At 70.7% G+C, this 6,637-nt stretch carries 9 protein-coding genes; 7 read left to right on the top strand and 2 right to left on the bottom strand.

Annotation, left to right across the window (positions count from 1 at the left end):
* The first annotated feature begins 12 nt into the window (after positions 1 to 12).
* From hypD to FNH05_RS28570, 5 genes are read left to right on the top strand one after another with little or no spacing between them, the layout of a single operon-like run.
* Positions 13 to 1,140 (top strand): hydrogenase formation protein HypD, encoded by a 1,128-nt coding sequence (gene hypD / locus FNH05_RS28550; RefSeq protein WP_144591945.1) that lies wholly within the window; start codon positions 13 to 15, stop codon positions 1,138 to 1,140.
* The gene (hypE, locus tag FNH05_RS28555) at positions 1,137 to 2,237 is read left to right on the top strand and encodes a hydrogenase expression/formation protein HypE (RefSeq protein WP_144591946.1); all 1,101 of its coding nucleotides are present in this window, start codon (positions 1,137 to 1,139) and stop codon (positions 2,235 to 2,237) included. Before hypD ends, hypE begins: the two co-directional genes overlap by 4 nt.
* Positions 2,238 to 2,239: 2 nt before the next feature.
* Positions 2,240 to 2,569 carry a hydrogenase maturation nickel metallochaperone HypA gene (hypA, locus tag FNH05_RS28560; protein ID WP_144591947.1) on the top strand — a complete coding sequence of 110 codons (330 nt, stop codon included), beginning with the start codon at positions 2,240 to 2,242 and terminating at the stop codon, positions 2,567 to 2,569.
* Entirely contained in the window at positions 2,570 to 3,397 is an 828-nt protein-coding gene (gene hypB, locus FNH05_RS28565; protein WP_144591948.1) for a hydrogenase nickel incorporation protein HypB, read from the top strand.
* On the top strand, positions 3,394 to 3,756 hold the full coding sequence (locus FNH05_RS28570) for a hypothetical protein (protein WP_144591949.1): 363 nt from the start codon (positions 3,394 to 3,396) through the stop codon (positions 3,754 to 3,756). Before hypB ends, FNH05_RS28570 begins: the two co-directional genes overlap by 4 nt.
* A 193-nt stretch (positions 3,757 to 3,949) precedes the next feature.
* Here FNH05_RS28570 and FNH05_RS28575 read toward each other — a convergent pair whose 3' ends face one another.
* Entirely contained in the window at positions 3,950 to 4,516 is a 567-nt protein-coding gene (locus tag FNH05_RS28575) for a TetR/AcrR family transcriptional regulator (protein WP_186382787.1), read from the bottom strand.
* 116 nt (positions 4,517 to 4,632) lie between these two features.
* On the opposite strand from FNH05_RS28575, the gene budC reads away from it, so the two are divergent.
* Positions 4,633 to 5,394 (top strand): meso-2,3-butanediol dehydrogenase, encoded by a 762-nt coding sequence (budC, locus tag FNH05_RS28580; RefSeq protein ID WP_144591950.1) that lies wholly within the window; start codon positions 4,633 to 4,635, stop codon positions 5,392 to 5,394.
* 11 nt (positions 5,395 to 5,405) lie between these two features.
* Positions 5,406 to 6,377, top strand: a complete 972-nt coding sequence (locus tag FNH05_RS28585; protein ID WP_144591951.1) for an alpha/beta hydrolase fold domain-containing protein — start codon at positions 5,406 to 5,408, stop codon at positions 6,375 to 6,377.
* A 9-nt stretch (positions 6,378 to 6,386) separates the two neighbouring features.
* Here FNH05_RS28585 and FNH05_RS28590 read toward each other — a convergent pair.
* Positions 6,387 to 6,637 (bottom strand): Kae1-like domain-containing protein (locus FNH05_RS28590; RefSeq protein ID WP_483964231.1); only part of this gene is annotated, 251 nt, incomplete at its 5' end.

Here is a 6,637-nt window from a genome sequence, read left to right on the forward strand (position 1 = left end):
CCAGGAGGCCGAATGAAATTCGTCGACGAGTTCCGCGACTCGCAGGCGGCGCGGGCCCTGTCCGCGAAGATCGCCGCCCTGTGCGAGCCGGGGCGGCAGTACAAGTTCATGGAGGTGTGCGGCGGACACACCCACACCATCTACAAGCACGGCCTGGAGGACTACCTCCCGGAATGCATCACCCTCGTGCACGGCCCCGGTTGCCCGGTGTGCGTGATCCCGATGGGCCGCGTGGACGACGCGATCCACATCGCGCGCCAGAGCGGGGTGCTGATGGCCTCGTTCGGGGACATGATGCGGGTGCCCGGCAGTGGCGGGAACTTCTTCGACTCCAACGCCGAGGGCACCTCGATCCGCATGGTCTACTCGCCGCTGGACGCGCTCAAGATCGCCCGGCAGAACCCGGAACTGCACGTGGTGTTCATGGCCATTGGATTCGAGACCACGGCCCCGTCGACGGCGATGACGGTGTTGCGGGCGGCGGCCGAGAAGGTGCCGAACTTCTCGGTGTTCTGCAACCACGTCACGATCGTGCCCGCCATCAAGGCGATCCTCGACTCCCCGGACCTGCGGCTCGACGGGTTCCTCGGCCCCGGCCACGTCTCCACCGTGATCGGCTGCCGCCCGTACGAGTTCATCGCCCGCGACTACGGCAAGCCGGTGGTCGTGGCCGGTTTCGAACCGCTGGACATCCTGCAGTCGATCCACCAGCTGATGCTGCAGTTGCACGAGGGCCGCGCCGAGGTGGAAAACCAGTACGGTCGCGTGGTGCCCTGGCAGGGCAACGCGGTCGCGCTGCGCGCGATCGGCGAGGTGATGGAGCTGCGGCCGTATTTCGAATGGCGGGGCCTGGGTTTCATCTCGCATTCGGCGATGCGGATGCGGGAGACCTACGCGGCCTTCGACGCCGAGCGGATCTTCGACGTCCCCGGGGTCCGGGTCGCCGACCCGAAGGCCTGCCAGTGCGGCGAGGTGCTCAAGGGCGTGCTGAAACCGTGGGAGTGCAAGGTGTTCGGTACCGCGTGCACCCCCGAGACCCCCATCGGCACCTGCATGGTCTCGCCCGAAGGGGCCTGTGCGGCGTACTACAACTTCGGCCGGTTCAGCCGTCAGCGGGTCAGGGAGGCGAGCCGGGCATGAGCACGGGGGAAGACACCGGAACCCTGGCCGAGGCCGAACAGCGGGTGCTGGACCGCATCGACCAGGCGCGCCGCCGCAGGCCGAAGGTGCGGGAGGAACGCATCACCCTGTCCCACGGCGCCGGCGGGAAGGCGACCCAGACGCTGATCGACGCGGTCTTCCTCGACGCGTTCCGCAACCCCCTGCTGGAACCGCTGGAGGACGCCACGCGCTTCACCGTCGAGGGCGCGAGGCTCGCGCTGACCACCGATTCGTTCGTGGTGTCGCCCCTGTTCTTCCCGGGCGGGAACATCGGCGACCTCGCGGTCAACGGCACGGTGAACGACCTGGCCGTCGCCGGGGCACGCCCGCTGTACCTGACCGCGGGATTCATCCTCGAAGAGGGATTCCCGGTCGCCGACCTGAACCGGATCGTGCGGGCCATGGCCACCGCCGCGGCCCGCGCGGGAGTCCAGGTGGTCACCGGGGACACGAAGGTCGTCCAGCGCGGGAAGGCCGACGGCTGCTACGTCAACACCGCCGGGGTGGGGGTGCTCGAACATCCCGGCAGGCTGGGCGTGGCCACCGTCCGGCCCGGGGACGCCGTCCTGGTCACCGGGCCGATCGGCGAGCACGGTGTCACCGTCATGCTCGCCCGCGGCGAACTGGACCTCGACGCCGACCTCTCCTCCGACACCGCACCGCTCAACGGGCTCGTCTCCGACCTGCTGGCCGCCGTGCCCGGGGTGCGGGCGCTGCGCGACGCCACCCGCGGCGGGGTGGCCACGATCCTCAACGAGGTGGCCAAGGCCGCCGAGGTGTCGGTGGTGGTGGACGAAGCGGCGGTGCCGGTGGGCGACCCGGTCCGGGGTGCGGCCGAACTGCTCGGCATCGATCCGCTCTACGTCGCCTGCGAGGGCCGCGCCGTGGTCGTCGTCGACGGCGACCAGGCCGGAGAAGCGCTCTCCGTGCTGCGCGCGCACCCGCTGGGCGCCGGTGCGGCGATCATCGGCCGCATCGCCGCGGAACCACCCGGGCTGGTGCTGCTCAACACCGCCTTCGGCGGAACCCGCATCGTCGACCTGCTCGTCGGCGATCCGCTGCCCAGGATCTGCTGACCATGCACGAGCTGTCGATCACCCGGAGCGTCGTGGAGGCCATTGCCGAGCGGATGGGGGAGGCCGAGGTCACCGCGGTGTGCCTGGAGATCGGGCGCCTGTCCGGGGTGGTCCCGGACGCGGTGCGGTTCTGCTTCGACGTGGTGTGCGCCGGCACCCGTCTGGAGGGGGCGCGGCTCGACATCGTCGAGCCGGAAGGCCGGGCGAGGTGCCGGGCCTGCGGCGAGGAGTTCGGGATGCCCGACCCGATCCCGCTGTGCCCGTGCGGTTCGGCGGATGTGGAGATCGTCGGGGGACGGCAGTTGCGCATCAAGTCCGTGGAGGTGGTCTGAATGTGTGCCACATGTGGATGTTCCGACGAGGCCGGGGTGCGGATCGACGGGCTGGCCCAGCCCCGCGCCCACGAACACGGTGGTGATCACGAGCACGAGCACCCCCACGGTCACGGGCACGATCACGGTCACGGTCACGGGAGCCGCACCGTGCTGCTGGAGCAGGACGTGCTGGCCAAGAACGATCTGTTCGCACGGCGCAACCGGTCGTGGCTGCACGAGCAGGACGTGCTGGCGGTCAACCTGATGAGCGCACCGGGCGCGGGCAAGACCACGCTGCTCGAACGCACGGTGCGCACCCTCGCCGCGGAGAGCCCGGTGTGCGTGGTGGAGGGCGACCAGGAGACCCGGCTCGACGCCGACCGCATCCGCTCGGCGGGCGCGCCCGTCGTCCAGGTCAACACCGGGGCGGGCTGCCACCTCGACGCCGCCATGCTGCGCCGCGCGCTCGACACCCTCGACCCGCCCGCGGGCGCGGTGCTGTTCGTCGAGAACGTCGGCAACCTGGTCTGCCCCGCCCTGTTCGACCTCGGCGAGCACTACCGGGTCGTCCTGCTGTCGGTCACCGAGGGCCAGGACAAACCGCTCAAGTACCCGCACATGTTCACCGGCGCGGATCTGGTCGTGGTCAACAAGATCGACCTGCTGCCTCATGTGGACTTCCGGTTCGAAGCCTTCGAACACGACGTGCGGTCGATCAATCCGCGCGTGGAGATCCTCTCCCTGTCCGCGACCCGGGGTACCGGCCTGCCCGCCTGGTTCCAGTGGCTGCGCGGCCACCGGGCCCCTTCCCGGCACCTGACCGCTGAAGTGGAGGGAACACCATGAACGACAAGGAAGAGAAGCACCACGGCTGGGCACCCGACGTCGGTCACGGAAGCGAAGACGCCCAGGAAGCCCGGCGCAAGGCGATGGACACCCCCTCGGAGGAAAAGGGCGAGGGCAGGGAGGTGTCCGAAGAGGAACGCCGCGGAGTGGGCTCGGCCGAAACCGAGCCGGGCTCGCCCGCCGGTGCCGGGGAAAGCGTCACGCGGCGCCCGGAGGACCGGGGTGGCGAGAAGGGCACCGAGGGAACCAAGGGCCCGGCGCAACGCCCCTACGGCCGCACCGAAGGCGACACCGGAGTGGGCAAGGAGGGCAAGGCCACCGAGGGACCGGACCTGCCCAGCGGCGACCAGGGCGGCTGAGGCGAACCAGCGTGCCCGCGGGTGGCGGGCCATGCGCGGCGAGTCCCACCTTCCGGCGCTGGTGTCCCACCCTCGTGCGCGTGAGTTCCACGCTCCGGCGCCGTGAAGGGTCCCTTCACAGTCGATTCGACCGTGAAGGGACCCTTCACGGCAACTCGCAGCCTCTTGCGTGGGACAGGGAACTCTTCGCCGGTCACTTCAGGGCGTTCGCGGCGAGCCGTAGCTCGGTGAAGGCGCGGTCGAGGTGGGTGTGCAGGTCGTCGGTACGTTCGGCCCGCCACCGGCGGATGGCGATCGAGTAGGTGTCCATGCCCACCTGGGCAAACAGGGCCGCGAGCGACTCGGCGACGCCCCGGGCCCGCAGGGCGCCGGTGAGCGCGACGACCAGTGCCGCACTCTTGGCCAGCGCCCGTTCCTGCAGGGCCGGCGTGGCGGCGATGACCGGCGCCCGCCGCTCCGTGACCGGGAGGTTGCGCTCGATCAGAGGCACGGTCTGGTGGAACGCGGCCCGCAGCGTGGGCAGCGGTTTGGTGCCGGCCGGGACCGCCGCGACCGCTCCGGTCAGCAACTCGCGCAGCTCGGCCTCGCCGTCGAAGAAGACCTCACGCTTGTCGGCGAAGTGGCGGAAGAAGGTTCGCTCGGTGACGCCGGCGCGGGCGGCGATGTCCCCGGTCGTGGTCTTGTCGTAGCCACGCTCCAGATACAGCTCAAGCGCGGCCTCCTGCAGTCGCAGCCGCACTTCGTCCCGGTTTCGTGGCACGGCTTCGACCCTATCATATGCGTCAGTGACTGACACACTTTGCGTCAGTCACTGTCTCGTTGTATCGTCAGTCTCTGACGCAAACTGTGTCAGAGACTGACGAAAAGAAGGCCGCCATGGAACAGCGTTTCACCGGCAAGACGGTCGTGGTCACCGGCGCCAGCTCCGGCATCGGCGACGGCATCGCCCGGCGGTTCGCCGCCGAAGGGGCCAACCTCGTCCTCGCCGCGCGGCGCAAGGACCGGCTGGAGGCCCTCGCGGCTGAGATCGGTACCCACCGCGCGCTCCCGGTCGCCACCGACGTCACCAGCCAGGACGACGTACAGGCGATGATCGACGCCGGCGTGGCCCGGTTCGGCCGCATCGATGTCCTGGTGTCCAACGCCGGTGTCGGCTTGGGCAAGGAGTTCGCGGAGACCACACTGGCGGACTGGCGGCTGGTCATGGGCACCGACGTCGACAGTTGCTTCTTCGGCGCGCAGGCGGCGCTGCCGTACTTGAAGGAGAGTCGCGGCAGCATCGTCCAGATCGCCTCGGCCTCCGGCCTCGGCGGCGACCGCCGGCTCACCGCCTACAACGCGGCCAAGGGCGCGGTCGTGAACTTCACCCGCGGGCTCGCCTTCGATCTCGGCCAGTTCGGCATCCGGGTGAACACCGTCGCCCCGTCACTGACCGGGCCCGAAGAACTGGCGACGAAGTACGCCGACATGATCGAACGCTTCAACCGGCGCCGGGCACTCGCCGGTTTCAGCACCCCGGCCGACGTCGCCGCCGCGGTCGCCTTCCTGGCCTCGGACGACGCCCGTTTCATCACCGGCACCATCCTGCCCGTCGACGGCGGTATCACCGCCGGCAGCGGCCAGCCCTCCCTGTTCTGAAAGGACTTCCCATGCCTGGAACCACCGACGCGCTCGACCCTGAACTCGCCGCCGCGTTCGCCGCCATGCCCAAGGCCGCGAACGGCACCCTGCTCGAACTCTCCGACATCCCGGGCCTGCGCGCGCAACTCCGCGCGGCACGGGCCCACCTGCCCGCGACCCCGCCGGACCCCCGGGTCACGATCGAGACCCTGCGCATCCCCCGGGACGACCGGACCGAACTCGAGGTCGTCCTGTACCGCCCAGCCGGCGCCGAGCACACACTCCCGGCCCTGGTCTGGTTCCACGCCGGCGCACAGGTCCTCGGCGACGACGCCCGCGATGACGACGCGTACCACACCGCCCTGGCCCTGGACCTCGGCTGCGTCCTGGCCGCCGTTGTTTACCGGCTCGCCCCGGAGACCCCAGCTCCCGGCGCCGCCGAGGACGGCTACCTCGCCTACACCCATCTCACCGGGCACGCCGCCGAGTACCGGATCGACCCGCACCGGATCGGCCTCGCCGGCGCCAGTGGCGGCGGCGCGCCTGCCGCGGCCACCGCGCTCATGGTGCGCGACCGGCACGCACCACGGCCGTGCTCGCTGTCTCTGCTCTACCCGATGCTCGACGACCGCCTCGAGACGCCATCGAGTTCCGAGACCCTCGCCGAGGTCGTCTTCGCCCGCCCGGACATCCGGCTCGCCTGGGCCGCGGTCCTGGGCGACCGGCTCGGCGCGGACGACGTGCACCCGTACTCCGCGCCAGGCCGGGCCACCGACCTCAACGATCTACCGGACACCTTCGTCGCCGTCGCCCAGTTCGATCTGCTACGGGACGAGGGCATCGACTTCGCCCGCAGGCTGACCGCCGCCGGCGTCCCCGTCGACCTGCACCTCTACGCCCGCGCGTTCCACGCCTGGGACCGCTTCGCGGCCAAGTCGGCACTGGCCGGCTCGTTCGAACAGACCTGGCACACCTTCCTCAGCCGCCGCCTGCACGGCTGAGGTACAGCCCTAGCCTTGGGGCTGGGGCTCGTGGTGGGCGGCGATGACCGCCTGCCCGAGGCTCAGGCCGCCGTCGTTGCACGGCACGCGGGAGTGGGTCAGCACCCGGAAACCGGCTTCGGTCAGCGTGTCCACGCTGCCCCGCAGGAGCAGCAGGTTCTGGAACACCCCGCCGGACAGCGCCACCGTGCCCACCCCCGTGGTCTCCCGCAGTGCCTGGCACGCCTCGGTGATCAGGCGCACGACGCCGCGGTGGAAGC

It is taken from the genome of Amycolatopsis rhizosphaerae (genome assembly GCF_007713715.1).
Lineage (GTDB): Bacteria > Actinomycetota > Actinomycetes > Mycobacteriales > Pseudonocardiaceae > Amycolatopsis_E > Amycolatopsis_E rhizosphaerae.